Genomic DNA, 26770 nt, shown 5'->3' with positions numbered 1-26770 from the left:
TATACATATCTTTACTTTTTACTCAAATTTCCAATGAGAAAAATACAATTATTATCAATAACTAAATCAAAAATAGAATTGAATGCTTTTACAAATCTTAAATATTTAAGCGGTTCTTACGGAATGGTCGGCCGGGGTGTAGCGCAAGTTGTGTGTAAGCGGTTCTGTTGCAGTTACAAATGCTTGTAAAAACGGCTGAAAGCGGGCGGGTGGCGGAGAAATTCGGTTTTTTTACTGTCTTTTGTAGAAAAGCAGGGGCGATTCACTATAATGCTGTGTCGATAAATTTCAAACGGTATCCGCATGCTGCCTTTACGCGCTTATATCCCGCCTTTTCCTCGGTTGCTTGTCCTTTTTCTGGGCATCGTTATTCCTTTGGTTATTGCCGGTTTTATCGCCGACGACATCAGAGCCCAGCAGCATTTCGTTTTCGAGCAGCCGCTGATGATGTGGGTGCACGAGCATGCGGGTGAGGCTTTTACACCTGTTGCCATTGTGTTGCATCATCTCGGTAAAAGCGCCGTTGCCATACCGATTACCGTATTGTTTGCATTGTGGCTTTATTTGCGCAGGCGGCGCGGTTATGCTTTATTCGTGCTGTTGGGAGCGGCTTTGTCTACTGCAGTTATGTTTATCGCCAAACAGTTTTTCAACCGCCCGCGCCCTGAATTCTGGCCGCGTATCGTCGAGGAAACCAATGCTTCTTTTCCCAGCGGACACAGCACGTTTGCCGCTGCCATTGCTACTTTGATTGTATTGGTGTATTGGTATTCGCCTTATCGGAAATACATTATCGCCGCAGCGGTTGCATTTACGCTGTTTATGGGCTTTTCGCGCATCGTTTTAGGTGTACACTATCCTACCGATGTATTGGTGGGCTGGATTACCGGTGTCAGCACCGTGCTCGGCCTGCATCTTGTTTTATTCCGTAAGCTGCCCGAATCTACATGACAAACCTGCCTCCGCTTCACACTCCCCTCTGGCTGCGCAGCGGCAATCTTGAAACTTTATATGCCAAAACGTTGCAGTCTCCGCCGCCTGCCTACCGCCGCGAACTGTTGCCCGACAGCACCGGCCAAACGTTGGTGGCTTATGATTTTATCGACAGCCCACGTACCGATGCTCCGTTGGTTGTGTTGTTCCACGGCTTGGAGGGCAGTAGCCGCAGCCATTACGCCGTCGCCTTGATGCAGGTGGTATTGGAAAAAGGGTGGAACGGTGTGGTGGCGCATTTCCGCAGTTGCGGCGGCGTGCCTAATACCGCGCCGGTGTTTTACCATTCTGGCGACACGGCCGAAATCAAGTTTATGCTCGATACTTTGGCGGCGCGTTACCCGCATATTTACGCCGTCGGCGTGTCGCTCGGCGGTAACGTGCTGGCGAAATATCTGGGCGAGCAGGGCGGCTGTGCCGTACCGAAAGCTGCTGCAGTGGTGTCCGCTCCCGTAGATTTGGCCGCCGCAGGTGCCCGTTTCGACAGCGGCATTACCCGTTTGCTCTACACCCGTTATTTTCTCGGTTCCCTCTTGCCGAAAGCCCGCGCCAACGGTTTTCATACCGATAAATTGCAGCAGTGCAAAACGCTGGGGGATTTCGACGATTTTTTCACTGCTCCGTTGCACGGCTTTGCCGACCGATATGACTATTACCGCCGTGCCTCGTGCAAGCCGTTACTGCCGGAAATCCGAATACCTACTTTATTGCTGAACGCCGTCAACGACCCGTTTCTGCCTTCCGAAGCGTTGCCCGACCATACCGAAGTTTCCCAATACGTTACGCTACTGCAGCCGCCGTATGGAGGGCATGTCGGGTTTGTGAGCGGCAGCGGCAAAGGCCATCTGAATTGGCTGCCCCAAACCGTATTGGCTTATTTTGAACAGGCCGTCTGAAAACTTACCGCCGCCGCCAAAATAACCTTTACGGCGGCTGTTACCGCAATCGTTTTCCGACTCAAACCAAGCTTCCGGCTTACTATAAAAATGCCGTCTGAAAACCTTTACTTCCCTCTTACTTGCTTTATCGCAAAGCAGCACAGGAAAACGTTATAATTTATTACTTTTGAATGGATTTGTTATAAAGTTATTTTGTTGCCGTCTGAAACTGTGAGCGGAACCGCATAATAAATTAAAGCCGAGATGCTTTGACATGAAAGGTTTGGTTAGGCAACAGCCGTTTATTGTCTTTTGGGAGATTTCGAATGCCTGAACAAAACCGATTACTTTGCCGGGAATTGAGCCTTTTAGCCTTCAACCGCCGCGTGTTGGCACAGGCACAGGATACGCGCGTGCCGCTGTTGGAGCGGTTGCGCTTTTTGTGCATCGTTTCATCGAATCTGGACGAATTTTTTGAAGTCCGCATGGCGTATTTGAAACGCGAATTGAAACAGCGACCCAACCACATACTCGACAGCGGCCGTACTCCGGCCGAAACCATTGCCGCCGCTACTCGTGAAGTGCGTGCTTTAATACGCGAACAATACGCTTTGTTCAATGAAGAGTTGCAACCGGCGTTGAGCAAAGAAGGCATCCATTTTTACCGCCGCCGCAACTGGACACCCGAACAAAGGGAATGGATCGAAGACTACTTCGCTCGCGAGTTGCTGCCGATTCTTACTCCCATAGGCCTCGACCCTTCGCACCCTTTTCCGCGCCCGCTGAATAAATCGCTTAATTTCGCCGTCGAGCTGGTCGGTACCGATGCGTTCGGCAGGGCTTCAGGCATGGCAATTGTGCAGGCTCCGCGTATTTTGCCGCGCGTGCTGCAACTGCCGAAAGAGGTTTGTAACGGCGATAACGGCTTTGTGTTTTTGTCGTCGATTTTGCACGAGTATGTCTACAAACTTTTCCCGGGTATGGATGTAAAAGGCTGCCATCAATTCCGCCTTACCCGCGACAGTGATTTGACGGTGGACGAAGAAGATTTGAAAAATCTGCGGGCGGCGATTCAGAGCGAATTGCAGGATAGGGAATACGGAGATGGCGTGCGTTTGGAAGTGGCGGAAACCTGCCCTGCACATATCTATGAATTTTTGTTGAGTCATTTCAAATTGGAACCGTCCGAGCTATATCAGGTTAAAGGCCCGGTAAATTTGGTGCGGCTGATGGCCGTGCCCGATATGGTAGACCGTCCTGACTTAAAATTTCCTCCTTATGTCGCGGATTTACCCAAACACTTGAGTAAAAACGAATCGGTAATCGATGCGGCTGCCAAAGCGCCGGTTTTGCTGCACCACCCTTACCAATCGTTCGAACCTGTTGTCCGCTTTATCCGTGAAGCCGCGGTAGATCCGGATGTGGTGGCGGTGAAAATGACGATTTACCGCACCGGCAGTACGTCCGAACTGGTAAAGGCTTTGTTGAAAGCCACGCATGCAGGCAAGCAGGTTACAGTAGTGGTTGAATTGATGGCGCGTTTTGATGAAGCCAATAACGTCAACTGGGCGCAACAGCTTGAAGATGCCGGAGCACATGTGGTTTACGGTGTGTTTGGCTATAAAATCCATGCGAAGATGGCTTTGGTAGTGCGCCGTGAAGAGGGAGTGCTCAAACGCTATGCGCACTTGGGCACGGGCAACTACCACCAAGGTACGTCGCGGATTTATACCGACTTCGGCTTGATTACCGCCGATGAAAAGATTACCGCCGATGTCAACACCATCTTTATGGAAATCACCGGTTTAGGCCAGCCTATTCGTTTGAACAAGCTGTATCAAAGCCCGTTCACCCTGCATAAAATGGTTATGGAAAGCATTGAACGCGAAGCCAAGAATGCCAAAGCGGGCAAACCTGCGCGGATTGTGGCCAAGATGAATGCTTTGCTTGAACCTACCGTTATCGAAGCCTTGTATGCGGCCAGTGCGGCCGGCGTGCAAATCGATTTGATTGTACGCGGTATGTGTGCTTTGCGTCCGCAAGTGCCGGGATTGTCGGACAATATCCGAGTGCGTTCCATTATCGGCCGCCAGCTTGAACACTCGCGCGTGTATTATTTCTATAACAACGGCAAAGAAGATACCTATATTTCCAGCGCCGACTGGATGGGCCGCAATTTCTTCCGTCGCATCGAAACCTGTACGCCGATAGAGCTGCCCGAGTTGAAAACACGTATTATCCGCGAAGGGCTGACTTTGGCTTTGCAAGACAACACGCAGGCATGGTTGATGCAGCCTGATGGCAGCTATGTTCGTGCCGTTCCTGCCGAAGGCGAGGCAGAGGTAAGCCTGCAAAATGATTTATGGAAAAAATACGGGCATTAATGAATTGAGTCTATAAGAAGAGGCCGTCTGAAAACTTTATTTTCAGACGGCCTTTCGTATGGATATACCGTTATGGGATTATAAGTTTCTTTGATTTATTTATATGTCGGTTTGTTCGAATGGCAGGTCTGTCCACACATGGAGGTAGCTGGTGTAATAAATTAACAGCATAGTAGGGATATATATCAGGTAGAAAGTAAGGTGTATTACAAGGATAAGCAATATTCCCGTTATGGAACCGATATCGCCGAGCAGGCTTAACATCATAATGGAAATGGCGGAAACCGTACCCACAATAACCGCGATGCCGAGGAAAACAAAAAAAGCAGAGACAATAAAAACGATAAGCGGCAGGATATTGCGCAAACATGCATATAGGCTCATTCTCATGGCAGCCCACGGTCCGATGCCGTGTAAAGTGATCAAAACGGGGGCATACCACATTGTCATGACTAACAGTATCAAAAATACCGAGGCGCTGAATAATGTGGCTTGAGGATGGATGGCTTGCAAACTTTGCGGCAAATCAGGATAAAGTGCCGGTAATTGTGGGATCAACACAATGGTTATAACTGCTGCCAGTGCGAATAAAGTTAAATGGATCAGGATAAGTATCGAAATGTTTTTTAATTGACTGAAAATGCCGTTAAAAAGCGTACCGATGCCTACTTCGTCGCCATTTAAAAGGGCATCGGCAGTGTGGGCAAAGCCTGCGATAACAAAAAGCCATATGAAGTTAAAACCGATGTTGGCGATGTTGCCCAGTAGCGGGGAAACGGATGCCAGTAAGATGGCCAGCACCGCCAACGCGATAAAAATCATGCCGATTATCAGAATGGAGAGCATCCAGACGTCAGGCATCATTTTAAAAATTTCCCAAGCCTGCTTCATCCATGAGATGCCGCAGCGTGCATTCAAACGGTTGGGTTTGGTAAGCAGTTGCGGTATGTTTTCAGGCTCTTCCGACAAAAAAACATTATCAGGGTCAGGAGTCGTAATCAGGTTGATGCCGGTGGAAGACATGGGCTTATTCCCCAGTTGAAATACGAAGTTAAATATTGTAATGGGAATTTAAAAAAAGTCATTGAATGCGGATAAGCCGCTGAAAAATAGGCTTGAACGGAATGCTGAGGATTGGGAAAAGAAGAGGCCGTCTGAAAAAATTCGCCCGCACGGAAACTGCGTTGCGCTTGTTTTTCAGACGGCCTCTAACCGTTCAATATAAGCAGTTAAGAAGTGTAAGATACCGTTTGTTTCAGGAATTAAAAAATATGCCTGTTAATCCGACAATGATCAGAATGATGTTCGGAATGGCTGTCAATAAAAAACCGACCGCTCTTTTTTGCGGGTTTTCGGTATAAGTACGCCAATAAATGAAACGGCCGCAGAGGTAAACCAAGCCGATAAGTGCAATAACAGCATCCGACCAATACGTTCCGGCAATAAATAATGCAGGTAAGAAAATAATCAGTTGCTCAAGGGTGTTGGTATGAACACGGAAAACGCGCTCGAAATGTTCATTGCCCGATATGGCCGGTGCATGAATGCCGTATTTGCTTCTGGCACGTCCTACCATGATGCCGAAAAAGCCGTATTGCAATAAAGCCAGTAAGGCGATGATGTGGATATAGTTCATAAACCCTCCTGTATTTCAGTTTGATGCAGAATGCACCCATAAGTATGTGCGGCCGAATCATAGCACGTTCAAAACACTTATATAGCCGCGAAACCCGATAATTATGCAAGGCAACAGCATGGTCGGATTTCGCGGCTATAAGGTTTGAAAGTGTTGGTTAATGCAGCTTCAATCTGCCTGATACCCGCTTCTGCATTGCCCGTGCCAAAGCCAGCAAAATGGTTTTACTGTAGCCAAGTATGGTTTTATGATGCATCAAATGCAGCGACATATACATGTATTTGGCAATCAATCCTTCGATAAAGAAACTACCCCCCGATAAGCTGCCCATCAGATTGCCTACGCCGTGGTTGTTACCGAGCGATACCAGCGAACCGGAATCTTTATATAGGAATGTTTTGTTAAAAGAACGGTTTTTAGTGTAGGCAAGCAGCAGATCGCATAGAAAATCGGCTTGCTGGTGTGCGGCTTGGGCGCGGGCCGGTACAAGTTTGCCGTCTTCCCATTCACAGGCAGCACAGTCTCCCATGGCGTAAATACCTTCAAACGGTGTTTGCAGTTGGGTGTTGACTTCGAACTGGTTGATACGGTTGACCGGCAGCCCGTATTCACGGTTACTGTCGGCTGCTTTAATGCCTGCTGCCCATACCACGACATCGGCGGAAATATTTCCTTGGTCCGTTTCCACTTTATCAGGGTAAATTTGCATGACTTTGGTGGAAGTCATTACCTTAATCTGTTTTTGTTGCAGAGCCTGAAGTGCTTGCGATGAAACTTTTTCGGGTAAGCCCGACAGAATGCGCGAAGCGGCTTCAATCAGCGTAAGGTTGATACGGAAACGCTGTTCCGAGCCGGAGGTGCTTTGGATTTCGTGATAGGCTTCCATCATTTCGGCAGAAAGTTCTACGCCGGTTGCTCCGGCACCGACGATTACCACATTAAGTTGTTTATTGGTGGAATAGGCAGCTTTGGCGAACAGATTTAGCAGATGAGTGTGGAAATTTTGAGCATCTTGAGCATTTTCAAGCACATATGCATACTCGCTACCGGGTGTGCCGAAGAAATTGGAACCGCTGCCGACGGCAAACACGCAACGGTTGAAGGTGATATGGCGTTCGGGAATAATTAAAGTGCCATCAGCCTGATAAACTTCTTTTAAGGTCAGTTTTTTTACTTCGGGATCAAATTTAACCAATTCCCCCAATACAAAACTGAAATGGTTGGAGCGGCCCAAGATGCTGTACGATAAGCCTTCTTGTTGAGGATTCAATGTGCCGGCAGCCACTTCGTGCAGGGTCGGTTTCCAAATGTGGAATACTGAGCGGTCGATCAGCAAGATTTTTTCGGGGCCGTTTTTACGGCCGAGAGCGCGTCCGAGTTTGGAAGCCAATTCCAAGCCTCCGGCACCTCCGCCTACAATAATAATGTCGTAATGCATAATAAAGGTCTCTGATGTGAAATATGAAGTAACAAAAAAATGCAGGAGTGATTTGTTCTTTGAGTTATAAAATAACTTATATTGTGTGATTTTTATTATTTTACTGCAATTTCTGATGTTTTTTGTAGTTAGTTTTCATATAGTCATTTTTCGATATGGTTTTGGGTGTAGCAAAATAAAGCCAAGCCGTCGGAAACTTTCAGACGGCCTTCTGTCTAATCATGGTATTTGTGTAAGGAATAATTAAAATGTGTAAAATATTTGTGCCGTTAATTATTTTCCCTTTCTTGCTTACAGCTTGTGCAAGTAAGGTTGTTAATCAGCAGCCGGTTTCAGAAGCTGTTGCATCATATCAGGCCGGTAAACCCGAGCACCGTATCCGTAAAATAGTTTATGCTGTTACGGAACAGAGTAATAATGAAAATGCCCAGTCATATGAGCAAATTGATAAGTTTTCTCTAACCTCTAAAAATTTATTGCGTAAAGTCAGCACAGCAAAAGGAAAACCGAAAGTAGAAAGCCTTATTTTAATGAATCATTGGGAATTGGATTGGAAAATGGATAAAAATGCCTTCCTTTCTGAAAACGTTGATTTACGCCCTTACCCTGCCCAATGGTCGGCTAATGGTACTAATGTTTATAACAGTTCTACATTAGTGGATTCCAACGGACGCTTGATTTGGCGTGAATATTGCCAGCTGGGTGCAGCGGACAATGCAGCAAAGCTGTATAAAAAACTCAAAGGGCAAGTGCAAGTTGCCAATTGTAATGCTCTGTTGAGCAATGAAGAGGGAACGTTGCGTATTATCCAGGGTTTTCAAGGATATTATTTACGGAGCTATCAGATGTTTATACCGAAGGTATTGGTCGTAAACAATGAAACCAACGGTAAGGTGGATAAAATTGAATATGCTATAAAAAGCATTCAATAATCCATACATATTTCCATTGCAAAAAAAGGCTGTCTGAAGTTTTAAGACGGCCTTTTTTCTTAGTAACAATTATAAGAAGTGAGAGGATACTTTTCTCAATAGATTTCTAATCAAAGTATGATGAAAAATTATGCGAGATATTGTAATTGTTGGTAATTTTGTCTAAGACTGAAAGATTTGGGGTCATTTCAGATATAAATTTTTGACTCGGAAAGACACTGAGAAATAAAATTGCCGGTCATTTGTAAAAATGAATTTTAAATTCAATTCACATTTTGAATAGGAACAACAATGAAAACAAAATTACGGGTCAACGGCACGCTTACTTTATTAACTATGCTTACTTTATCTGCATGCGGCAGTGGCGGCGGTAAAGCGCCTGAGACAATGCCTTCTTCCAAACCGACTCAGAAAGTAGAACAGAAGACCCTCTCTGTACCCAAAGTAGGTGAACAGAAAGGAAAATCAGAACAAGTACAAGTAAATTCACAGGCAGATAAATCTCAAAAGAATAAACCTTCAGCAAAAGAAAAAACGCAGGTTAAACAACCCGAGGGGAAATCTGAAGCTAAAAAAACTCAAACAGAACAATCGGTAAACCCTAAAAACAACTCCTCAACTCAAGAAATAAAGGCAGATAAATTTGAAGAGAAAAAAACGGTAGATTCTCAAGTTAAACAAAAGCCTACTGAAGAAACCAAAGTAAGCAAACCTCAAATAGAACAACCCGAGCCTCCTAAAACCAATCCGTCAGCTCAAGAAGTAAAAGCAGATAAACCTAAAGAGGAAAAATTAGTAGAATCTGAAATTAAGCAGCAGCCTACAGAAGAATCCAAAGTAAGCGAGCCTCAAGCAGAACAACCGACAAATCCGCAAATGAAACAACCTGCTGAAGAAGTAAAAGAAGAAAGCAAACCTAAAGAAGAAAAAATAGCGGAATTGCAAGCCGAAAAGCCTTCTGAAGAATCTAAAGAAAGCACTTCCGAAAAAACAGAACAACCGATAGAGCCCCAAACCCAATCTTCAGCTAAAGAAACAGAAGCAGAGAAATCTAAAGAAGAAAAAACAGCAGAACTGCAAGCTGATTCTTCTGTTGATATATCAAATACAGATACTGAGTCTCGAGTGAAAGAAACGGTTGAATCACAATCAAATCAGCTTGTTGATTCACCAAAAGTAGATACGCCTCAAGCTGAAAAAACAGAACTGGATAAATTGCAACAGCCTCTTGCCCAAAGCCTGAATGATAAAGAAGTTTTTGAACGTTTGGTTCCTTACGCTAAAAATGGTGTTGTTGACGGTAATTTAGTTAAATTGGTTCTGAATGATAATAATAGAAAAGTAGAATTAACTGTATTGGATCCACATAGTTTTGTAGGTACTCCGAAAATTGAAACTTTGCGTGATAGCACGGGTGCTTTGGTTGGTTATTATGGCTATGCTAGAGTAGCTGAGCAGAAGCAGGATCTTTATAAAGATAAGTACGTTACTTTGCATGATCTCTATCTGCAATATGCAGACCAAAGTTTACAGCAACGCCCTGTTAGTATGGGTGATATCAACTATAATGGTAAAATGCTTTATCAATATCATGCTGACCCACGTCAATTGGAGGCAACTGTTTCTGCTACATATTTTGTTGGCGAGAAAAAGCTGAAAATGGATATTCATGATAAAGACGGTGGTTTATGGACTTTACATGAAAGAAGAGCCTCGCGCAGTAACAATCATGTGAGCGTCAATGAGGACGGATCAATTGGAGGTTATTTATTTTTCCACAATAATCAGTCAGATAAACCTTCTTTTAATGGAAATTTTTCAGGTGGATTTTATGGTAAAGACGGTAGTGTACTGACAGGTCGAGCATCTTATGAAGACCGTGAAAACGGTTGGGAAGGTGTTATCGGTGCTACTGCAGAAAAGGCTGATAAATCTAAGCCGTAAAGTTTGTTGATACTTATATTTTAGAGGCCGTCTGAAAAAAGTTTTCAGACGGCCTTTTCTTTAGCTTTATAAAAAATTAAATCAGTCTGAATTATGTTCTACAAAATTTGGGAAATAATAAGGAATCAGTATTTATGGCGTAGTTATTTTTTGATGTAATAAATAAACTTTACTTTTTTATGTTACTGCTGCTTCTCTCCGTATTGTCTGTACTGTTTGTGGTTTGCTACTTTGTATCAAAAATAAGTATATTGGTTATAGTAGTTGTTTATTATGGAAAAATATCCAAATTAAATTTATTGGTATAGAACATTGCACGGAATAATATTTCTTCAAGATATTACTTCTCGTCCCTCCTTTAAATAAAAAGAAACTGCACCTTAAAAGTAGAACTTTTAAAGTGCAGTTTTTATATTTAGTTGTATTGATGTACCGACTTAATTACTCATCAGCACCAGTATAAGGGCGTACACTTACGGTTTTGCGGTTTAGTGCACCTTTAGTTTTGAATTCAACATAACCATCAACTTTTGCAAACAAAGTATGGTCTTTACCCATGCCCACGTTTTCGCCTGCATGGAAACGTGTACCACGTTGACGTACAATGATTGAACCGGCAGGAATCAGTTCATTGCCGAAGGCTTTCACACCTAAGCGTTTAGCTTCTGAATCGCGACCGTTTTTAGAGCTACCACCAGCTTTTTTGGTTGCCATTTTATTTACTCCTAATTATTAATTAAGCGATTGCCACGATTTCGATTTGGGTGAAATTTTGGCGATGACCTTGACGCTTTTGGTAGTGTTTGCGACGGCGCATTTTGAAAATGCGCACTTTTTCGCCACGACCGTGAGCAATTACTTTAACTGTTACTTTTGCACCTTCGATAAAGGGTGCGCCAACTTTTACAGATTCGCCGTCAGCAATCATCAAAACTTCGTTCAGTTCGATTTGGCTGTCGAGTTCGGCAGGTATCTGTTCTATTTTCAATTTTTCGCCAACAGTAACTTTGTATTGTTTACCGCCGGTTTTTATGACCGCGTACATACTCAACTCCATGAGAATTCAGGTTTTAAAATATCTGTGCCCCATGCACAGAATCGTGTATTTTATTTTTATTTATCTGTTTTGTCAAAGTTTATTTTTAAACTATTAAGTTTAGGAATCTTTTGAGAAATTCGAGCTCATGCAGCAGACGGCCTTTGCTGTTATAATTAAATGTTATGTTTTATTTTATATCCTAAATACGAAGAATCCGCGTTATTTTGCGCATTACCTGAAACCGTTTAAGTCATGCTTGAAAATCTGCCTTATTTCCAACGTCATCTGAATGACGATCTTGCCAAAGTCAATGTTGTGATTAATCAGGCTGTGCAGTCTGAAGTAGCTTTGATTTCACAAATCGGCACTTATATCATTAGTGCCGGCGGAAAGCGATTGCGTCCGATTATCACAATTTTGGCTGGGAAAGCTTTAGGGTATGATGATCAGAAACTGTATTCGCTTGCAGCGATGGTAGAGTTTATCCATACTTCAACTTTATTGCATGACGATGTGGTTGATGAGAGTCAATTGCGTCGTGGACGTGAAACAGCAAATAATCTTTTTGGCAATGCTGCTGCCGTGTTGGTAGGTGATTTTTTATATACCCGTGCTTTTCAGTTGATGGTAGGTTCGGGGAGTATGAAAATTTTAGAGATCATGGCGGATGCTACTAATATTATTGCCGAAGGTGAAGTCATGCAGCTAATGAATATCGGGAATACAGATATTACTGAAGCTGAGTACGTTCGTGTTATCCAGTATAAAACTGCCAAATTGTTTGAGGCAGCGGCTCAAGTAGGGGCAATTTTGGCCGGTGCTACATCGGAGCAAGAGCAAGCATTAAAAGACTACGGCATGTATGTAGGTACAGCTTTTCAGATTATTGACGATGTGTTGGATTATTCGGGAGATACGGTAGAAATCGGCAAAAATGTCGGTGATGATTTGGCAGAAGGTAAACCGACGTTGCCACTTATTTATTTGATGCGGCAAGGGGATGAATCAGTAGCCTCAGATGTTCGTCAAGCTTTGGAAAATGCTGATCGTAGTTGTTTCGATAAAATTTATCGTCATGTTATTCATTCTGAGGCATTATCCTATTCCGTTAGTGAGGCAAAAAAAGCCGTGGAAAAAGCCGTTACTTGTTTGGATATATTGCCTGATAACGAGGTTACACAAGCTATGCGTCAATTGGCGGAAGAGTCGTTAGCGAGAGTTTCTTAATAGCCTTGTTTTATCCCGCTGTAGTTCAACGGATAGAACGTATGCCTCCTAAGCGTAAAATACAGGTTCGATTCCTGTCGGCGGGGCTAAAATAAAAGGCCGTCTGAAAAGTTTTCAGACGGCCTTTTTACTTTAATTAAACTAAAGAGTAATAACTATATTTTTTGTGTAACAAATTCCTTGGCATTTTCTTTGGTTTTCAAGGTTATCAGTTTTTTTGTCAAAACGTTTAACATAACACCGTATGCAGGCACGAAAAATAAGGTGCATATGATTAGTTTAAATACGTAATCTACCAACGCAATTTCCGGCCAGTTTGCTGCCATAAAGGTATCGCTACTTGCATAAAATGCAATGCTGAAAAATACTAAAGTATCCATTGCATTGCCGATAAAAGTTGATGTCGTCGGTGCAATCCACCATGATTTCAAACTGCGTAGCTTGTTGAAAATAAAAATATCTAAAAATTGTCCAACCGCATAAGCAGAAAAACTAGCGAGCGCGATACGCCCAACGAAGGTATTAAATGAAGATAATGAGCTCCAACCTGTCCAGTTTCCTTCACTGAATAAAACAGAAAAAGCATATGACAGAACCAATGCCGGTAACATTACTCGGAAAATAATACGACGGGCGAGGCGTTGGCCGAAAATACGTACGGTTAGATCAGTTGCAAGAAAAATAAAAGGGAAGGTAAATGCCCCCCAAGTAGTATGCATGTTTAAGATTTCAAATGGAAACTGAACCAGATAATTACTGGAAGCTATGATTAAAATATGAAAAAGAGAAAGCCAAATGAGGGCTTTTTTTTGTTGTGCGGAATTAAATTGGTACATATTTAGTGATCTTTCGGAAAGCAGTTTTGTTTCAAACTGAAATCGCATGGCGTTTTGGTAATGAATACCTGTTTAAAAGTGAATTTCAGATAATTGATCTATAGGGAGTTATTGCCTTAACCGTTTTATGACTATCGGATGGGTAAGGCAGATCACAATATATTGGATTAAATATATTGTGCGTTTGCTGATTTATAGAAATCAAAGAGTATCGTGTGCAAATAGACGGTCGCGGGCGAGTTTTTCAAATTCCGTACCAGCCTTGCCGTAATTGGCAAAAGGATGGATGGCAATGCCTCCGCGCGGAGTAAATTCACCGAATACTTCGATATATTTAGGTTGCATTAGTTTGATTAGGTCTTTCATGATGATGTTGACGCAATCTTCATGAAAATCGCCATGATTGCGGAAACTGAAGAGATACAGCTTGAGTGATTTGCTTTCTACCATTTTGATATGGGGAATATAGCGGATGTGAATCGTGGCAAAATCCGGTTGTCCTGTCATTGGGCAAAGGCTGGTAAATTCAGGGCAAATGAATTTAACAAAATAATCATTGTCAGGATGTTTGTTTTCAAATGCCTCCAGCACTTCGGGAGCGTATTCGGTTTTATATTGGGTGTTTTGATTGCCCAGTAAAGAAATACCGTGTAGTTCTTCTGTTTTACGGGTCATGAAAAGTTCCTTAGTTTTTTAATGTGGGAGGTTTGCGAACCACAGAGTGTATAGAAGTATAAATTTTATTTTAATACAGTAGGTGAAGTTTGTGTGTATGTAAAATGCAACAGGTGTTACTGTAAAGATTTTTATACAAGTTGTCCTTTTATTTTTGTTAAAAGTAAAAATCAACAACTTTATTTTTTATAAATTATTGTATTTAAAAAAATAAAATAGTAAAAGTCAACCTTGTTCAACATGCATACGGCGTAAAAAAATGTTGTGAGGTCGAACTATGTAGTGGGAGAAGGTCTAAAAAAGAGCCAATATTTGACTGTTGTTTTTGCTTTAAACTTAAGCAATTTCAATTTGCCACCTTAAAATTGCCTAAATTATAGGCAATAACGGCATGTTGTATCAGGATGAGCGGTTTATTTTTCAGGTGGGTGGAAGTTGTATGCCAAATGCAAGCCGCCTGTTGGTGGTGTAAACCGATTATCTGGTTTTTTATCGGGATAGGTAACAGTTGGATTAATATGTGGGCATTTAGAAGCAATTCTGTCTTTTTAATGTGTTAAATGAAGATTTTAGCGTATTTTAAAAGCAGATGGCTGCATTATTCATGACTAACACCGAGAAGAGAATATAATGAGTTTTTCGCAAGCTGAATTGGTTAATGCTCTGCGCTTGTTGTCAGGGCGTTTACCTGAATTTTCCGAACAGCAAACCCAATCAAGTCGTTTGCTGCGTGTAGTTACCGAGCGCCTAAGCAGCCATTTGAACGAAAGTTTGAAAGAATTCGGTATAAATGAAAACCTATGGTTTGCCATGATGGCTGTATATGTAAGTCCGAATAGCGAGATATTACCGTCCCGGTTAAGTGATTTGATGGACCTTACTCGAACCAGTGCAACTCGTCTATCAGATGAAATGGTAGACCGTGGTTGGGTAGAGCGTCATATCAACCAGCAAGACCGTCGCCAAATCGTGTTAAAATTAACACCGGAAGGTGAAGCTTTCATTCAGAAAATTTGGCCGCAAATTTCTAACAAAAGCGGTGAGGCATGGGAAGACTTTACCGATGAAGACTATGCCCAACTTCAACATCTGCTAAGTAAACTGTTGACTCGGTTAGGTTAATGGTTGGTTTAGTATAGCGTTGTGGGCGAAACCTACTATATATTTTTATAGAGTATAGAGCCCGTCATGAAATTTAAATTTATCGTTCGCAGGCTGAGCATCCTGACTTTATGTACGCTCGGTGCCTGCGCGCCATTCGGTAAGCAGGCGCCGTTGGAAGTTCCAACGGCGTATTCGTTACCGGAGGGGCGGTCAACTCAAATCGCACAAGCTGCTTGGTGGGAGCAACTGCGTGATCTCAATCTTAATGCTTTAGTAAAAGAAGCACTTCAAATTTCCCCTAAACTACGTATAGTCAAAGCCCGCCTCGATCAGGCGGAAGCGGAGCTTGGTGTGGCACAGGGCTCTTCTAAAATGCAAGTGAGCTTAATTGCACAAGGAGTTGGTATATATGCAAACTCTAAACCTGTTGCGAATCAAGGCGATACTGATCATATTTTGTTAACGGCCCATACTGCTTTGCAAAATCGCTGGGTGTTTGATTTCTGGGGTAAAAATCGTTCCCGTATTGCTTCTGCTCTCGGGCGTAGGAAAGCAATTGCTTATGAGGCAGCCCAATTGCGCATCGAATTGGCCAATGCGGTAGCAGCACAATATTTTGCATGGCAAGCGGTAGTTGGACAGCAGAAGATTATCCGCCAGCGCATTGATATTGCCAAAGACTCTGAAAAATTGCTGATGCGTCGTGTTCAGGCAAAGATTTTACCGGCAAGTGCGGTTTATCAATCAGAATTGATGCAGCAGCAATTGCAGATAGAGTTACTCCAACTTGAGCGTATAGAGAAATCGGTTCGTTATAGTTTGGCTGCTTTAGTTGGAAAAACCCCGAATGCTTTGGCCGATAAACAACCCGGTTTGGTTTCTTCTGTTCCGAGGTTGGCGGTAGGTAATGTTCGTGCGGATTTATTGGGCAGCCGTCCTGATATTGCGGCACAACGTTCTTTGTTGCAGGCAAAATTTCATAATATTCAAGAAGCCAAAGCTCAATTTTATCCCAATATAGAATTGAAATTATTAGCCGGATTGACACATATTGATGCTTTTGATGTGGTCAAAGCAAAAAGCTCGGCCGTTGTAGGTATTTCACCGGCATTGAGGTTGCCGATTTTTCAGTCGAGGGTATTGCAATCTCAGTTGGCTGTGAGAAATGCTCAATATAATGAACAAGTTGCTATTTATGATCAAACGGTATTGAATGCTATGCGTTCTGCGGCCGATGCAATAAACGATTATCAAAATCTGCAACAGCAGGTTGCTTTTCAGGAGCGCATTGTCAATACGGCACAGAAAGTGGAGGTAGCTACTTTGCGCCGTATGCGTGCAGGGCTAGATAACGGCTTGACCCATTTGCAAAAACGGGATGAAACTTTGAAATTGAAAATGAAAGCGGTACAAACCAAGGCTGATTTGGCGATCGCATGGAGTAATGTACATGCCCAATTGGGTGGCGGTTTTAAGATGTGACAGAGTATCAAATCCGATGGAAATGTTTCAATTCAGACGGCCTAGGTTGTATAGGCCGTCTGAAATTTTATCTTTTATATATAATTGATAAATTTCAGTTTTTTGCTTTATTTCAGTATGTGTAGCAGATACCTCGGGCTTGAAATATGCTTAATATTTAGCCGTACTATAACTTGCTTAAGAAACTGCCATAGCTATAAAATAAAAAGAATTTATAAGCGATAAATTCATTTTAAAACAGCTCTGATACAAAGAAATTTTGTTTTTGATAAATGAATTTTTTTACAATAATAATGTCGGCCCACTTCAATGGATGCCGTCTGAAATGTAGATTTTGAAGAAAATCAATCGGAATAAACGGGATGATGAATACTTCACAAAACAACGCGACAGATACAACATCTAAGCCTTCTTTATCTTCTCGGTACATGCGCAATTTGACTCTGGTTACGCTGTTTTTTATCGCAGTTTCGCTGGTGTTGGCCATGATGTATTTTTTAGTTTGGCAGCATGAAGAAATCACGGAAGATGCTTATGTTGCAGGGCATTCGGTTCAGATTACGCCTCAGATAGCAGGTTCTGTGCGTAAAATAATGGCGGATGATACCGGTATTGTTAAAAAAGGCGATGTACTGGTTTTATTGGACGATAGTGATTTTCAATTGGCTTATGACAGGGCTCAAAACGAATTGATTCAGGCAATCCGTAAAAATAAACAACAGGCTGCCGTTTCAACTCAAACCAAAGCCCAAGTTTTATTGCATAAAGCAGATTTGGCGAAAGCCCAGGCGGATTTGCGCCGCCGTGAGTCCCTAGCAGGAACGGATGCCATTTCGGGAGAAGAATTAAGCCATGCGCGGGCGGCGGTTATTCAGGCGCAGGCAGCTTTAAAGGCGATGGAAGCAGAAGAGGCTTCCGCACAGGCAATGCTGGGTAAGAATGTGCCTTTACGACAGCAGCCTGCCGTGCAAACTGCAATCAGCCACATTAAAGATGCTTGGCTGAATCTTCAGAGAACACAAATCCGGGCACCGATAGCAGGGCAAATTGCCAAAAGAAATATTCAAGTAGGGCAACGGGTTGAGCCTGGAGTAGCGGTTATGTCGGTTGTTCCTTTACAGAATTTGTGGGTCGATGCCAATTTTAAAGAAACCCAGTTGCGTAAAATGCGTATTGGGCAGCCGGTGGAGATGACTGCGGATTTATATGGAAGCAGAGTAACCTATCACGGTAAGGTTATAGGCTTGTCGGTTGGTTCGGGCAGCATTTTTTCCAGCAATGGGAAAGCAGAATCAGCGGATATGGTTCAATATGTGCCGGTACGCATCAGTTTGGATGCGCGTGAATTGAAAGCCAATCCGCTGCGGGTTGGGTTGTCAATGACGGCCAAAGTGGATACTGCAAACTCGGGAGACGGCAAGGTAGTGTCAGAGGGAATGGGAAAGAAGACGGATATGCCGGAAGCGGACGTAACCGATTGGTCTTCTGCTGATGCTTTGATTGAACAGATATTCGAAAGATATGCAAAATAGCATTATGTTTCAAACAGTTTTCCCAGTATCAACGGATTATTTTGAATATAGGCGTAGAAAATCCAAACATTACACATAAACCAAGAGGCCGTCTGAATGTTTTCAGACGGCATTTTTTTACCATGCCGCTGTTCATTGCGGCTTGATAATGAGAGTTGTTGATTGAGTTTGAACGCACCGTATATGGGTATTCGCGGCCCGGCATGATTATTCGTCCACCTCAATCAAGCCGTTAAATATTTAAAAAAAGAAAGCCTGTCCTCAAGGGACAGGCTTTTCAGAGCAGTCGGATTTAACGGGCGGATTATTATTTCACCACGCCGCTGGCTGCTCCTACGCCTGAAGCGTCTAAAGGAGTAACGGTAGCAGCGCCGGTTGTAGCGGTGCCGGTAGCTGCTTTGGTTGAATTCTTGGTTTTTTTGGCAGACTTGGCAGATTGGGAGCCTGTTACTTTTTCCTCTACTTTGCTGGTGGCCGCTTTTTCAACGGGAGCTGCCATTACTGTGGCGGATAATGCGGCGGTAGTCAAAAGTGCGATAAATTTTTTCATCAGTACATCCTCTTCTTCAAGATTAATAAAAAATACCATGTTCTGTAACATGTTACTGTGAGAAAAGCTGAAAGAAGAAAAGTTCAAAAATAACCTAAAATACGGCGGTAAAAAAAGATTAATTTAAATCAATGATATAAACATGATTTTGAGTTGATTTTGATAGGCTGCACGGTATTGGAAAACTGTAAGTAAGTGTCTTCAGACGGCATTTTGATATTGTTCATTTCTTATCATTTTGAAATTGAATATCCTTACAATAAAGCCGAAATACCGTTTAACCCGCAACATAAACAGCCTGAAGCCTTGGCAAAATTTACTTTTTCCGGTTTGTGATAAGCATCTATATTTTTTTCTGTAACAAAATACTCGGGCCGTCCGAAAATCTTTTTTCAGACGGCCTCATTCACCATCGGAACCGCATCAGTCCGAATCATAAAACGGCCGGATTGCCCGTTATGCTTCTAACTTCAGACGGCTGTTTGCGTTATAATCTGTCAATTCAGAATCATTTCCAGCCAATACGAAAAACATCATGCTAGACAAATATAATCCCGCCGAAATCGAAGCCAAACATTATCAAAACTGGCAATCGCAAGGTTATTTCCAGCCGGATATGGCCGCCGCAGAATCGTTCTCCATCCAGCTTCCTCCGCCCAACGTTACCGGCACCCTGCACATGGGGCATGCCTTCAACCAAACGATTATGGACGGCCTCACGCGTTATTACCGTATGAAAGGCCGCAATACCTGCTGGATTCCCGGTACCGACCACGCCGGTATCGCCACGCAGATTGTGGTGGAGCGCCAGTTGGCCGAAAAAGGCGTTTCCCGTCATGATTTGGGGCGCGAAGCCTTTCTTGAAAAAGTGTGGGAATGGAAAAATATGTCCGGCGGCACGATCACCGAACAAATGCGCCGCATGGGTTGTTCGGCCGACTGGAGCCGCGAATATTTCACGATGGACGACACCCGCGCCGAAGTGGTTACCGAAGTGTTCGTGCGCCTGTTTGAGCAGGGCTTGATTTACCGCGGCAAGCGTTTGGTGAACTGGGATCCTGTGCTCGGTACTGCCGTTTCCGACCTTGAAGTGGAAAGCGTGGAAGAGCAGGGTAGTATGTGGCACATCCGCTATCCGTTGGCGGAGAGGCCGTCTGAAAGCGTGATTGTGGCCACCACCCGCCCCGAAACCATGTTGGGCGACGTGGCGGTGGCGGTTCATCCCGAAGACGAGCGTTACCGTCATTTAATCGGCAAAGAACTGGTGTTGCCGCTTACCGGCCGCACCATTCCCGTGATTGCCGACGAATATGTGGAAAAAGATTTCGGCACCGGCTGTGTGAAGATTACGCCCGCGCATGATTTCAATGACTACGAAGTCGGCAAACGCCACGACACGGCTTTAATCAATATATTTGATTTGGAAGCGAAAGTTTTAAGCCAAGCCGAGGTGTTCAACTATAAAGGCGAGGTTCAGACAGGCATTGCTTTGCCCGAAGCCTACGCAGGTTTGGACCGCTTCGCCGCCCGCAAGCAAATCGTCGCCGATTTGGAAGCGCAAGGTTTGTTGGTGGAAGTGAAACCGCACACCTTGATGACCCCGAAAGGCGACCGCACCGGCAGCGTGATCGAGCCGATGCTGACCAGCCAATGGTTTGTGGCGATGAGCGCGAAGCCCGAAGGCGGCGAGCCGGCTGGCGAGTTTACCGGCATGAGCTTGGCCGAAAAAGCCAAACACGCCGTAGATTCCAGCCAAGTGAAGTTTATCCCCGAAAACTGGGTCAACACCTACAACCAATGGATGAACAATATCCAAGACTGGTGTATTTCGCGCCAACTGTGGTGGGGCCATCAGATTCCCGCTTGGTACGATTCGGACGGCCGCGTTTACGTTGCCCGCAATCAGGAAGAGGCGGAAAAACTGGCAGGCAAAAGCGGCTTAACTCGCGACGAAGACGTGCTGGACACTTGGTTCTCGTCTGCAATGGTGCCGTTCTCCACTTTGGGCTGGCCGTCTGAAACCGAAGAATTGAACGCCTTTTTGCCCAGCAACGTATTGGTAACCGGTTACGAAATCATCTTCTTCTGGGTGGCGCGCATGATTATGATGACCACCCACTTCACCGGCAAAGTGCCGTTTAAAGACGTGTATATCCACGGCATGGTGCGCGATCACGAAGGCAAGAAAATGTCGAAGTCCGAAGGCAACGTGATTGACCCTGTCGACTTAATCGACGGTATCGACCTCGAAAGCCTGCTGGTGAAACGCACCACCGGCCTGCGCCGCCCCGAAAAAGCGCCGCAAGTGAAAAAAGCCACCGAAAAGCTGTTTCCCGAAGGCATTCCTGTGTTCGGCACCGACGCACTGCGCTTCACGATGGCGAGCTACGCCAGCCTCGGCCGCAGCATCAACTTCGATTTCAAACGCGCCGAAGGCTACCGCAATTTCTGCAACAAGCTGTGGAACGCCACCAACTTCGTGTTGATGAACACCGAAGAAAAAGACTGCGGGCAAGACGAAACCCTGCCGCTGGCGTATAGCTTTGTCGATCAATGGATTATCGGCCGTCTGCAACAAACCGAAGCTGCCGTTGCCGAAGCATTCGATACCTACCGCTTTGATTTGGCAGCGCAAACGCTGTATGAATTTGTGTGGAACGAGTATTGCGACTGGTATATCGAGCTGGCGAAAGTGCAACTGCAAACCGGCTGCGAATCCACCCGGCGCGCCACCCGCCGCACTTTGGTGCGCGTGTTGGAAGTGGTGCTGCGCCTGATGCACCCGATTATGCCGTTCATTACCGAAGAGCTGTGGCAGGCAGTTGCGCCGCTGGCGAATGCCAAGAAGACCGACAGCATCATGCTGGCCGCTTGGCCGGTTGCCGACAACGAAAAAATCGTGCCTGCCGCGTTTGAACAAATGGCCGCACTGCAAGACTTAATCGGCGCGGTGCGCAACCTGCGCGGCGAAATGGGCTTGGCTCCGAGCGTGAAAGCGCCGTTGTTTGTCGAAGGCGGCAAAGATTTGGAAGCCTTGCTGAAATATGTGCCGATGATGGCACGTTTGACCGAAGCCAAGCTGGTCGACAAACTGCCCGAAAGCGAAGATGCGCCGGTGGCCGTTTGCCAAAATGCGCGCTTGATGTTGAAAGTGGAAATCGACAAAGCCGCTGAAACCGCCCGTCTGAACAAAGAAGCCGAGAAGCTGCAAAAAGCGTTGGACAAACTCAACGCCAAACTCAGCAAACCCGGCTATACCGACAAAGCCCCTGCACATCTGGTCGAAAAAGACCGCGCCGAGCTGGCCGAGTTGGAAGACAAAATGGCGAAAGTACAAGCGCAACTGGCCAAGTTGAAATAAAAGCCGGTATTTAACAAGAGGCCGTCTGAAAAGTTTTAGCGAAGCTCACATAGTTCGCTTTCAGACGGCCTTTCTTTTATTGGTTAGCTGACGGCAAACAAATTTGTTTTGATACAAAATGGAGTATCTTCAGTAAGGAACAGATTTTTTTCTTTTTTCAATAATTCACAAAATCATTCTCTTTGAATTAAGGCACGGCAATGACGAAGCGGGTTAAGTTTATTAACTATATTAAAACAGAGATTTTACCGTTGCTTCGATGTCATCCGCACGCATAAAGGTTTCGCCGATTAGAAACGTGTGTACGCCGTGCTGCTGCATGAATTCCACGTCTTGCTTGCTGCCGATGCCGCTTTCGGTAACCACGGTTTTGCCGCTGAGCGAGGGCAGCAGGTCGAGCGTTTGTTGCAGCGACACTTCAAACGTGCGCAGGTTACGGTTGTTCACGCCCCATAGCGGCGTGGTGAGATTGCGGCATTTTTCCAGCTCGCTTTTATCATGCAGCTCCAACAACACCGACATGCCGAGCGAGTGGGCGGTACGCTCGAATTGTTCGAGCTCTTCGGCTTCCAATGCGGCGGCAATCAGCAGGACGGCATCGGCTCCCCATGCCCGGGCTTGGTAAATCTGATAGTCGTCGATGATGAAATCTTTACGCAACACGGGCAGTTCTACGGCGGCTTTCACCTGCTTCAGATATTCGGGCGAACCTTGGAAATATTGTTCGTCGGTCAACACCGACAAGCAGGCCGCTCCCGCGCGTTGGTAGGCTTGTGCGATTTCTACCGGATGGAAATCCAGCCGGATTAAACCTTTCGACGGGCTGGCTTTTTTTACTTCGGCAATTACGGCGGGCAAACCGGCGGCATGTTTGGCATGAATCGCGGCGGCAAACCCGCGCGGCGGAGCGGCGGCTTCGGCACGGCGTTTGATTTCCTCAAGAGGAACGGCGGCTTTGGCGGCGGCCACTTCCTCGGCTTTGGTGGCTAGGATTTTGTTTAGAATGTCGGTCATGACAGGCTTTCGAATGTGGACGGGGTTAAATATTTTTGAACTATGGAAGTATAAAGATAAGGCCGTCTGAAAACAATTCAGACGGCCTAAACCATTGGCAAAATGCTCGGATAGTGATGCGGTTCAAGGCTTGGCGGCAAGCAGGCCGAAGCCGGGTAAGTGTGCAGGCAGAGTAAAATGAGAAGAGGCATCGGTTTGTAAACGAAAAGGTGGCTGTTTTGTGGAGTAAGCCGAATGTCTACCTAAAGAGAAGCGGCGGCCATTTTTGCCAAAGCACCGGTCTGTTTATCGGCTATAATCAGTTTTTCTACCGCATTCAGACGGCCTGAATGCTTCTTCACAAAGAAAGTGCCATGACCCGATATTCCCTCTTTATTACCTGCCCGCGCGGTTTGGAAACCGTATTGTCCCAAGAATTGGCCGCACAGGGCTGCACACAGATTGAAGCGACCGACGGCGGCGTTGCCTGCAAAGGCACGTTGGAACACGTTTACCGCGTCAACCTGCATTCGCGCACCGCCAGCCGCGTGCTGCTGCAACTGACCAAAGGCAGCTACCGCAACGAAAACGACATCTACACACTCGCCCGCAATATCCGTTGGACAAACTGGTTTGCGCTGGAACAAACCTTTAAAGTGAAAGTGGAAGGCAAGCGCGCGCGGGTGAAGAGCCTTGATTTTGTCGGCCTGAAAATCAAAGATGCCCTGTGCGACGCGTTCCGCGAAGCCTGCAACGCCCGCCCGAGCGTGGGCAAAGTGCAGCCCGACGTGCGCATTCACGCCTTTATCAACGACCAAACCGTGCAGATTTTTATCGACACCAGCGGCGAAGCCTTGTTCAAACGCGGCTACCGCCAAGAAACCGGCGAAGCGCCGTTGCGCGAAAATCTGGCCGCCGGTTTGCTGCTGCTGGCCGGTTACGACGGCACGCAGCCGTTTCAAGACCCGTTTTGCGGCAGCGGCACGATTGCCATCGAAGCGGCATGGATAGCCACCCGCCGCGCCCCCGGCCTGATGCGCCGTTTCGGGTTTGAAAAACTGCAAGGGTTCGATAAAACATTGTGGGAAAAAATCCGCCGCGAAGCCGAGCAGCAGATTCAGTTTCAGACGGCCTCCGCCATCGGCGGCAGCGACAACGACCGCCACATGATACGCACCGCCATCGCCAACGCGCAGGCGGCGGAAGTGGACGACATCATCCGCTGGGAAGTGAAAGACGCACAATCCGTGCGCCCCAACGGTGAAAACGGCATCATGATTTCCAACCCGCCCTACGGCGTGCGCTTGGCCGAAGTGCAGGCATTGCAGGCTCTGTATCCGCAACTGGGTACTTGGCTGAAGCAGCATTACGCAGGCTGGCTGGTGGGCATGTTTACCGGCGACCGCGACATGCCGAAGTTCATGCGGCTTTCGCCCAAACGCAAAGTGCCGCTGTATAACGGCAATCTCGATTGCCGGCTGTTTTTGATGGATATGGTGCAAGGCTCGAACCGTTGATCGGTTTGGGTAAAGATGAGAGGCCGTCTGAAAATATTTCAGACGGCCTCTTTAATCCAAGCGATACAAATCAACGCGGGTTTAACCATAGCCATTGCTCTTTCAGCGTTTCGGCTAAAGCACGCTGTTTTTCTTCAGGGGTGTTCAGGCCGGAGGTCAGGCGGTTGAAATCGATGGTTACGGAAGGGTTGTTGACCGGCCCGCTGATTTTGAGCGGTACGGGTTTGGCTTCGGGGTTGCGGATATTTTGGATTAATACGTTTTCAGATACGGTTTGAGTATTGAGGTCGGTTTGTCCGTTACTACTAATTTTCAGGCTGTCGGACAAAAGTTCTGCGTTGATATGTTTGCCGACACCGTTACGGATATCGCTGGTTAAGGAAAACTGGCGGAAGGGTGTTTGTAGATTGCGTCCGTTGCCGCCGATGGCGGTGTTGTTGCGTACACTTTGCAGAATGTTGTTCATGTCTACGCCCATCCACGAGCCGTCAGATACATTCAATTGCAGGCTGCCGTTAAGGGCTTTGGTGAGACTGTTGCGATCATTCCCTTGTGCGGTGAGGTCAATCACGGCATCACCGGTGCCGCTGATGTTATGGTAACCGAGCAAATCTTGAAGCAGCGGGCGGATTTGTACGCCTTGAGCGTTTTGCTGCAGATGGTAGGAGGGAGGAGTGGTATTGGCGATACTGATGCCTCCTTCGGTGGTGCCGCCGTATAAACCCGCGCGGAAATGGGTGAGGGCGATGCGGCGGCTGTCGGCATAAAGCAGCGTTTGCAGGTCGTCAACTTGGAGGTTGGGCATGGTTAGGCTGCCGATTTTGATGCCTGCTTCGATGTTAGGAATCTGGCGGCGGTTAAGTAGGGCGGGGTAGAGGTCGCCGGCCTGTGCCTGAAAGTCGCTCCAATAGGGGGCGAGGGTCAGTTTTTGCAGATTGAGTTGGGCAGTGAGTTTGGCAGGGTCTTCCCCGGCAGCCGTGTACGCGGCCGAGAAAGTAACCGGCTGGCGGTCAAACAGCCCTTTCAATTCGGTTGTCCAATTGCGGTTGTTTACCAAAGAGAAATTGCCGTTCAAACGGCTGATCAGGCGTGAATTGGGCGAAGATTGGGTATTGTCGAGATGGCTGGTGATTAAAAGGTTTTCTGACTGCAACAGCTTGTTTTTCCGCCAGATTAGCGGGCCGGAAATATTGAAGGTGGTGTGTTTTGTATCAGTGCGGTAGCCGCCGTTGAATTCGACTTTGCTGACGGTGGCGATGCCGGGGCGCAGGCTGGCGCGGGTAAGAGAGAGCGAACCGTCCCATCGGTTGTGTCCTTCGCCGGCGGTGAATACGCCGCTTAATTTGTTGATGGTGAGATGATTGGTTTTCCAAAGCAGCAGCGGGCTACGGGCGGTAAGGTGCAACTGCTGCCACGAGCTGTCGGCACGCAGGTTGAGGTTGCGTGTGTATAAAGTATTGGCTTGTGGCTGCCAAACCAAATCCGCTGTGGCTGCTACGGTGGCTGTTTCGCCGTTAACGGGGGCTTGGGCTTCAACATTCAGTGCAGGCAGTTCCCACTGTTTACCGTTTCGGCGCAATGTGCCGTTGCTTTTCCACGAAGCGGTTTCGGACGGAGCGCGGCTGACGGTGCCTTCGGAATGGAAAACGCGGCTGTTTTCGTTTTCGCCTCCCACGTTCAAACCGAATTGCCGGACGTGATAGCTGCCGTCGGGTAGGTTGATGTTCAGACGGCTGTTTTCCACAACCAGGCGGTTGATTTCAACGGAGCCGTCTGATTTTTTCCATAAGTCCCGCAGGCTCCAACTTCCGTCGCTTCGGCGTGTGATTTCGGCATCGGCTTCTTTAACCACCCATTTTTCGATAATGGGGGAACGGTTCCACAAGCCGCTCCATGCGAGGCCGATGCTCATTTCTTCGATATGGACGGCAGATGCGCTGCTGTCGGGTTTGCTGAGTACGACATCACGCAGCACGATGGTCGGGCGGGGTAGCCAGTTGCGGCCTATTTTGTCGCTGAAGCGGATGGAACGCCCGGTACCGGCCACCGATTCGTCGGCCAGTGCATGAATGCGTTCGCTGCTGAATACATACAGCAGGGAAGCGTAAAAACCGAATATCAGCAATATGGCAATGAAGCCGCCAAATACGATGAATCTCAGCCAGAATTTTCCGGAGCGGGGCAGGCAAATCATGATAAAGGAATAAAAACGGATTATCGAAGTATAGCATAGCCCGTCCGAACAAGTG

21 protein-coding genes, 1 tRNA gene and 1 riboswitch are annotated in these 26770 nt (G+C 46.0%); of the genes, 12 read left to right on the top strand and 10 right to left on the bottom strand.

Features of this window, described 5'->3' with window-relative positions; all coding sequences use genetic code 11:
- Positions 1 to 303: 303 nt before the first annotated feature.
- The 3 genes from EL216_RS04830 to ppk1 all read left to right on the top strand — a co-directional run bounded on the left by EL216_RS04830 (position 304) and on the right by ppk1 (position 4255).
- The gene (locus tag EL216_RS04830) at positions 304 to 951 is read left to right on the top strand and encodes a phosphatase PAP2 family protein (protein ID WP_085389334.1); all 648 of its coding nucleotides are present in this window, start codon (positions 304 to 306) and stop codon (positions 949 to 951) included.
- Positions 948 to 1889, top strand: a complete 942-nt coding sequence (locus EL216_RS04825; protein ID WP_085389335.1) for a YheT family hydrolase — start codon at positions 948 to 950, stop codon at positions 1887 to 1889. The genes EL216_RS04830 and EL216_RS04825 overlap by 4 nt, the downstream gene beginning before the upstream one ends.
- A gap of 308 nt (positions 1890 to 2197) precedes the next feature.
- Positions 2198 to 4255: a polyphosphate kinase 1 gene (gene ppk1, locus EL216_RS04820; protein ID WP_085389336.1), complete on the top strand. Its 2058-nt coding sequence runs from the start codon at positions 2198 to 2200 to the stop codon at positions 4253 to 4255.
- 99 nt (positions 4256 to 4354) lie between these two features.
- On the opposite strand, the gene EL216_RS04815 is transcribed toward ppk1, so the two are convergent.
- From EL216_RS04815 to EL216_RS04805, 3 genes are all read right to left on the bottom strand, one after another.
- The gene (locus EL216_RS04815; protein WP_085389337.1) at positions 4355 to 5278 is read right to left on the bottom strand and encodes a hypothetical protein; all 924 of its coding nucleotides are present in this window, start codon (positions 5276 to 5278) and stop codon (positions 4355 to 4357) included.
- 232 nt (positions 5279 to 5510) lie between these two features.
- Entirely contained in the window at positions 5511 to 5891 is a 381-nt protein-coding gene (locus tag EL216_RS04810) for an MAPEG family protein (protein WP_085389338.1), read from the bottom strand.
- Positions 5892 to 6048: 157 nt separating this feature from the next.
- Complete coding sequence (locus EL216_RS04805) at positions 6049 to 7329, bottom strand: NAD(P)/FAD-dependent oxidoreductase (protein WP_085389339.1); 1281 nt, start codon at positions 7327 to 7329, stop codon at positions 6049 to 6051.
- Between the two features lie 248 nt (positions 7330 to 7577).
- Here EL216_RS04805 and EL216_RS04800 point away from each other — a divergent pair, with 248 nt between their 5' ends.
- Together EL216_RS04800 and EL216_RS04795 are read left to right on the top strand one after the other, a co-directional pair.
- Complete coding sequence (locus EL216_RS04800) at positions 7578 to 8261, top strand: hypothetical protein (protein WP_085389340.1); 684 nt, start codon at positions 7578 to 7580, stop codon at positions 8259 to 8261.
- A 291-nt stretch (positions 8262 to 8552) separates the two neighbouring features.
- Positions 8553 to 10205: a transferrin-binding protein-like solute binding protein gene (locus EL216_RS04795; protein WP_085389341.1), complete on the top strand. Its 1653-nt coding sequence runs from the start codon at positions 8553 to 8555 to the stop codon at positions 10203 to 10205.
- A 441-nt stretch (positions 10206 to 10646) separates the two neighbouring features.
- On the opposite strand, the gene rpmA is transcribed toward EL216_RS04795, so the two are convergent.
- A complete protein-coding gene (rpmA, locus tag EL216_RS04790; protein WP_085389342.1) occupies positions 10647 to 10919 on the bottom strand; it encodes a 50S ribosomal protein L27 in 273 nt (90 codons plus the stop codon).
- A gap of 22 nt (positions 10920 to 10941) precedes the next feature.
- Complete coding sequence (gene rplU, locus EL216_RS04785) at positions 10942 to 11250, bottom strand: 50S ribosomal protein L21 (protein WP_126300841.1); 309 nt, start codon at positions 11248 to 11250, stop codon at positions 10942 to 10944.
- A 246-nt stretch (positions 11251 to 11496) separates the two neighbouring features.
- On the opposite strand from rplU, the gene EL216_RS04780 reads away from it, so the two are divergent.
- Together EL216_RS04780 and EL216_RS04775 are read left to right on the top strand one after the other, a co-directional pair.
- Positions 11497 to 12471 (top strand): polyprenyl synthetase family protein, encoded by a 975-nt coding sequence (locus EL216_RS04780; protein WP_085389344.1) that lies wholly within the window; start codon positions 11497 to 11499, stop codon positions 12469 to 12471.
- Positions 12472 to 12485: 14 nt separating this feature from the next.
- Positions 12486 to 12557: transfer RNA gene (locus tag EL216_RS04775), tRNA-Arg, on the top strand.
- Positions 12558 to 12626: 69 nt separating this feature from the next.
- On the opposite strand, the gene EL216_RS04770 is transcribed toward EL216_RS04775, so the two are convergent.
- Both EL216_RS04770 and queF read right to left on the bottom strand, forming a co-directional pair.
- Positions 12627 to 13307, bottom strand: a complete 681-nt coding sequence (locus EL216_RS04770; protein ID WP_085389345.1) for a 7-cyano-7-deazaguanine/7-aminomethyl-7-deazaguanine transporter — start codon at positions 13305 to 13307, stop codon at positions 12627 to 12629.
- A gap of 201 nt (positions 13308 to 13508) precedes the next feature.
- A complete protein-coding gene (gene queF / locus EL216_RS04765) occupies positions 13509 to 13982 on the bottom strand; it encodes a preQ(1) synthase (RefSeq protein ID WP_085389346.1) in 474 nt (157 codons plus the stop codon).
- Between the two features lie 4 nt (positions 13983 to 13986).
- Positions 13987 to 14031, bottom strand: a riboswitch (PreQ1 riboswitch).
- A 581-nt stretch (positions 14032 to 14612) separates the two neighbouring features.
- Here queF and EL216_RS04760 point away from each other — a divergent pair.
- From EL216_RS04760 to EL216_RS04750, 3 genes are all read left to right on the top strand, one after another.
- Complete coding sequence (locus EL216_RS04760) at positions 14613 to 15104, top strand: MarR family transcriptional regulator (protein ID WP_085389347.1); 492 nt, start codon at positions 14613 to 14615, stop codon at positions 15102 to 15104.
- 66 nt (positions 15105 to 15170) lie between these two features.
- A complete protein-coding gene (locus EL216_RS04755; protein ID WP_085389348.1) occupies positions 15171 to 16568 on the top strand; it encodes an efflux transporter outer membrane subunit in 1398 nt (465 codons plus the stop codon).
- Between the two features lie 365 nt (positions 16569 to 16933).
- On the top strand, positions 16934 to 18100 hold the full coding sequence (locus tag EL216_RS04750) for an efflux RND transporter periplasmic adaptor subunit (protein WP_085389583.1): 1167 nt from the start codon (positions 16934 to 16936) through the stop codon (positions 18098 to 18100).
- Positions 18101 to 18407: 307 nt separating this feature from the next.
- On the opposite strand, the gene EL216_RS04745 is transcribed toward EL216_RS04750, so the two are convergent.
- Positions 18408 to 18650 (bottom strand): hypothetical protein, encoded by a 243-nt coding sequence (locus EL216_RS04745; RefSeq protein ID WP_126300840.1) that lies wholly within the window; start codon positions 18648 to 18650, stop codon positions 18408 to 18410.
- 535 nt (positions 18651 to 19185) lie between these two features.
- On the opposite strand from EL216_RS04745, the gene EL216_RS04740 reads away from it, so the two are divergent.
- Complete coding sequence (locus EL216_RS04740; protein ID WP_085389350.1) at positions 19186 to 22011, top strand: valine--tRNA ligase; 2826 nt, start codon at positions 19186 to 19188, stop codon at positions 22009 to 22011.
- Positions 22012 to 22242: 231 nt separating this feature from the next.
- On the opposite strand, the gene trpC is transcribed toward EL216_RS04740, so the two are convergent.
- Positions 22243 to 23025 carry an indole-3-glycerol phosphate synthase TrpC gene (gene trpC / locus EL216_RS04735; RefSeq protein ID WP_085389351.1) on the bottom strand — a complete coding sequence of 261 codons (783 nt, stop codon included), beginning with the start codon at positions 23023 to 23025 and terminating at the stop codon, positions 22243 to 22245.
- 353 nt (positions 23026 to 23378) lie between these two features.
- Between trpC and EL216_RS04730 the strand changes: the two genes are divergently transcribed.
- Positions 23379 to 24521 (top strand): THUMP domain-containing class I SAM-dependent RNA methyltransferase, encoded by a 1143-nt coding sequence (locus EL216_RS04730; protein WP_085389584.1) that lies wholly within the window; start codon positions 23379 to 23381, stop codon positions 24519 to 24521.
- A gap of 70 nt (positions 24522 to 24591) precedes the next feature.
- Here the strand turns inward: EL216_RS04730 and EL216_RS04725 are convergent, their stop codons facing one another.
- A complete protein-coding gene (locus EL216_RS04725; protein WP_085389352.1) occupies positions 24592 to 26715 on the bottom strand; it encodes an AsmA family protein in 2124 nt (707 codons plus the stop codon).
- Positions 26716 to 26770 lie beyond the last annotated feature (55 nt).

This window comes from Neisseria animaloris, assembly GCF_900637855.1.
Taxonomy (GTDB): Bacteria; Pseudomonadota; Gammaproteobacteria; order Burkholderiales; family Neisseriaceae; genus Neisseria; species Neisseria animaloris.
The sequence above is the reverse complement of the archived record's forward strand: the minus strand, read 5'-3'. Positions and strand labels throughout refer to the sequence as shown.

Bases quoted from the DNA above. Each gene is read 5' to 3' on its own strand.
- EL216_RS04830 (WP_085389334.1), top strand. From the start codon at position 304: ATGCTGCCTTTACGCGCTTATATCCCGCCTTTTCCTCGGTTGCTTGTC.
- EL216_RS04825 (WP_085389335.1), top strand. From the start codon at position 948: ATGACAAACCTGCCTCCGCTTCACACTCCCCTCTGGCTGCGCAGCGGC.
- ppk1 (WP_085389336.1), top strand. From the start codon at position 2,198: ATGCCTGAACAAAACCGATTACTTTGCCGGGAATTGAGCCTTTTAGCC.
- EL216_RS04815 (WP_085389337.1), bottom strand. From the start codon at position 5,278: ATGTCTTCCACCGGCATCAACCTGATTACGACTCCTGACCCTGATAAT.
- EL216_RS04810 (WP_085389338.1), bottom strand. From the start codon at position 5,891: ATGAACTATATCCACATCATCGCCTTACTGGCTTTATTGCAATACGGC.
- EL216_RS04805 (WP_085389339.1), bottom strand. From the start codon at position 7,329: ATGCATTACGACATTATTATTGTAGGCGGAGGTGCCGGAGGCTTGGAA.
- EL216_RS04800 (WP_085389340.1), top strand. From the start codon at position 7,578: ATGTGTAAAATATTTGTGCCGTTAATTATTTTCCCTTTCTTGCTTACA.
- EL216_RS04795 (WP_085389341.1), top strand. From the start codon at position 8,553: ATGAAAACAAAATTACGGGTCAACGGCACGCTTACTTTATTAACTATG.
- rpmA (WP_085389342.1), bottom strand. From the start codon at position 10,919: ATGGCAACCAAAAAAGCTGGTGGTAGCTCTAAAAACGGTCGCGATTCA.
- rplU (WP_126300841.1), bottom strand. From the start codon at position 11,250: ATGTACGCGGTCATAAAAACCGGCGGTAAACAATACAAAGTTACTGTT.
- EL216_RS04780 (WP_085389344.1), top strand. From the start codon at position 11,497: ATGCTTGAAAATCTGCCTTATTTCCAACGTCATCTGAATGACGATCTT.
- EL216_RS04770 (WP_085389345.1), bottom strand. From the start codon at position 13,307: ATGTACCAATTTAATTCCGCACAACAAAAAAAAGCCCTCATTTGGCTT.
- queF (WP_085389346.1), bottom strand. From the start codon at position 13,982: ATGACCCGTAAAACAGAAGAACTACACGGTATTTCTTTACTGGGCAAT.
- EL216_RS04760 (WP_085389347.1), top strand. From the start codon at position 14,613: ATGAGTTTTTCGCAAGCTGAATTGGTTAATGCTCTGCGCTTGTTGTCA.
- EL216_RS04755 (WP_085389348.1), top strand. From the start codon at position 15,171: ATGAAATTTAAATTTATCGTTCGCAGGCTGAGCATCCTGACTTTATGT.
- EL216_RS04750 (WP_085389583.1), top strand. From the start codon at position 16,934: ATGAATACTTCACAAAACAACGCGACAGATACAACATCTAAGCCTTCT.
- EL216_RS04745 (WP_126300840.1), bottom strand. From the start codon at position 18,650: ATGAAAAAATTTATCGCACTTTTGACTACCGCCGCATTATCCGCCACA.
- EL216_RS04740 (WP_085389350.1), top strand. From the start codon at position 19,186: ATGCTAGACAAATATAATCCCGCCGAAATCGAAGCCAAACATTATCAA.
- trpC (WP_085389351.1), bottom strand. From the start codon at position 23,025: ATGACCGACATTCTAAACAAAATCCTAGCCACCAAAGCCGAGGAAGTG.
- EL216_RS04730 (WP_085389584.1), top strand. From the start codon at position 23,379: ATGACCCGATATTCCCTCTTTATTACCTGCCCGCGCGGTTTGGAAACC.
- EL216_RS04725 (WP_085389352.1), bottom strand. From the start codon at position 26,715: ATGATTTGCCTGCCCCGCTCCGGAAAATTCTGGCTGAGATTCATCGTA.